The organism is Metapseudomonas otitidis, from assembly GCF_900111835.1.
In the GTDB taxonomy this organism is placed as follows: domain Bacteria; phylum Pseudomonadota; class Gammaproteobacteria; order Pseudomonadales; family Pseudomonadaceae; genus Metapseudomonas; species Metapseudomonas otitidis.
The window spans coordinates 1-2,400 of sequence record NZ_FOJP01000045.1 but is presented as its reverse complement, the minus strand read 5'-3'; the positions used below and the strand labels follow the sequence as shown (position 1 = coordinate 2,400).

General features: G+C 67.2%; 2 protein-coding genes. Both read right to left on the bottom strand.

Going from position 1 to position 2,400, the window contains the following annotated elements:
- Positions 1-1,473, bottom strand: a 1,473-nt coding sequence (speA, locus tag BM198_RS29260; RefSeq protein ID WP_074974305.1) for an arginine decarboxylase, incomplete at its 3' end; no start/stop codon positions are given.
- A 131-nt stretch (positions 1,474-1,604) separates the two neighbouring features.
- Positions 1,605-1,976, bottom strand: a complete 372-nt coding sequence (locus tag BM198_RS29255; RefSeq protein ID WP_069562441.1) for a translation initiation factor Sui1 — start codon at positions 1,974-1,976, stop codon at positions 1,605-1,607.
- Between the last annotated feature and the right edge of the window lie 424 nt (positions 1,977-2,400).

Genomic DNA, 2,400 nt, shown 5'->3' with positions numbered 1-2,400 from the left:
CTGCAGCGGGATGATCGGCAGCACCTGGCCGATGGCCCAGGTGTCCGGCAGGCTCTGGAACACGGAGAAGTTGCAGATGTACTTCTCGGCCAGCTTGTCGTTCAGCTCGTCGAGCACCTGGCGGTGGGAGCGCTGGCGGGCCTTGAGCTGGTTGTGCAGGCGGCGGCAGATGGCGAAGTAGGTCTGCTCGGCCAGGGCCTTCTGCGCCAGGGTCAGCTTGCCTTCGGCGTACTGCGCGGCGGCGTCGCCGATGTAGTGGGTGGCGCGCCAGTAGGTCTCGGTGACCATCTCGGTGTCGGTCGGGCCGAGCAGGTCGAGCAGCCAGCGGACGATCTCGGGCTGCTCTTCGCGGTCATCCACCACCGGCACGGCATCGTTGTGGCGCTCGACGTCGGTGACCTGCATGACCAGCACGGCGTGGTGCGCGGTCATGGCGCGGCCGCTCTCGGAGAAGATGTGCGGGTGCGGCAGGCCCTGGGCGTCGCAGAATTCCTTGAGCATGCCCACCACCACGCCGGCGTAGTCGTCCATGTCGTAGTTGATGGAGCTGGCGTTGCGCGAGTGGGTGCCGTCGTAGTCCACGCCCAGACCGCCGCCGACGTCGATGTGGTCCACCGGCAGGCCGAGGCTGCGCAGTTCGGCGTAGTAGCGGATGGCTTCCTTGAAGCCGTGCTGATAGTCGGCCAGGTTGGCGATCTGCGAGCCCATGTGGAAGTGCAGCAGGCGCACGCCCTGGTCGAGGCCGGCCTTGCGGAAGCGCTCGACCACCGACAGCAGCTGGGCGGCGGAGAGGCCGAACTTGGACTTCTCGCCGCCGGTGTCGGCCCACTTGGAGGAGGCCAGGGACGACAGGCGCACGCGCAGGCCGACCTGGGGTGCGACCTTCAGCTCGGCGGCGGCTTCGATGACGAACTCCACCTCCGATTCCTTCTCGATGACGATGAAGACGTTGTGGCCGAGCTTCTGGCCCATCAGCGCCAGGCGGATGAACTCGCGGTCCTTGTAGCCGTTGCAGACGATGGTGCCGCCCTTGGGGGCGAGCGCCAGCACGGCCATCAGCTCGGGCTTGGAGCCGGCTTCCAGGCCGATGGAGACGTTCTGGGTGGCGATGATGTTCTCCACCACCGCTTCCTGCTGGTTGACCTTGATGGGGTATAGGGCGGTGTAGCGGTTCTGGTACTCCAGCCGCGCGATGTTGGCGTCGAAGGCGCCGGTGAGCTGGCGCACGCGCGACTGGAGGATGCCGGGGAAGCGCACCAGCAGCGGCAGGGACAGGCCCGCCTCGCGCAGGTTGCCGACCAGGTCGTGCAGGTCCACCGGCTCGCTGGACGGGCCGCTGGGGCGCACGTCGACGCGCCCGGCCTCGTTGATGGCGAAGAAACCGGCACCCCAGTGGCGGATCCCGTAGACACTGCGGCTGTCCGCTACGGTCCAGCGGCTGCCATCGTCCTTGCGCGTGCGTCGTGCAGACATCGTGTTCCCCCTGTGGGATGAAAAGGGCCGAACCCGCCGGGACGTACCGGGCAGGCGTGGGCAGGTTAAAGCGGTCGTATGACGTTGGAGTGTTGACCGTGGCGATGACGGTCAGTTTAGAAAGCCGTGGCTCAGCCGCCGGATTTCTTGGCCTTGAAGCCGCGCTTGGCGAGCTCGTCGAGCAGCAGGTCCACGTGGTCGCCCTGGATCTCGATCACGCCGTCCTTGAGGGCACCGCCGGTGCCACATCGGCGCTTGAGCGCGCTGGCCAGCTCCTTCAGCTCGTCGCCGGCCAGCGGCACGCCGCTGACGGTGGTGACGGTCTTGCCACCCCGGCCCTTGGTTTCGCGGCGAACGCGCGCGATGCCGTCGCCGGCGGGCACGGTGGCTTGCTTGCAGGTGCAGGCGTCGATGGGCTGGGCGCAGTCCGGGCAGTGCCGGCCGCTGTCGGTGGAGTACACCAGGCCGCCGAGGGCGGCAAAGGACGAAGCTTTCTTGACCACCGGCTTTCCTCGTAGGGGTCAGGATAGCGACTGGTCGGCGGGGGGCCGACCGCGAAGCCCCACTCTGGCAGGGGCAGCGCAGCCCCGGCCGGGAAGCCGGGGTTGAAAGGCGGCGCAATTTAGCAGCATTCGCGGCGAATGCTAAGTGCGAATTTGCGCCATTGATCGTCAGATTGGCGACCCTGTTCGGCATCGTGCACGAAAGGGTCCGGGATATTGCACAAACCCGCGCCGGGCGGGGGTTTCAACCACGTCCCTAAGGAAGAAGGCAGCAGAGTCTGCGCGCACGCTGAAACAGAACAGGGCTCGAATGCCAAGGCGGGGACAACGCCCCTTCAGGAGGCCGAGTGGAATCGTCGTGGAAGGGGTTGAGCGACATGGATGTCGCGAGAGCGCTGCCGGGCCATGGATGGCCCGTCAGCGC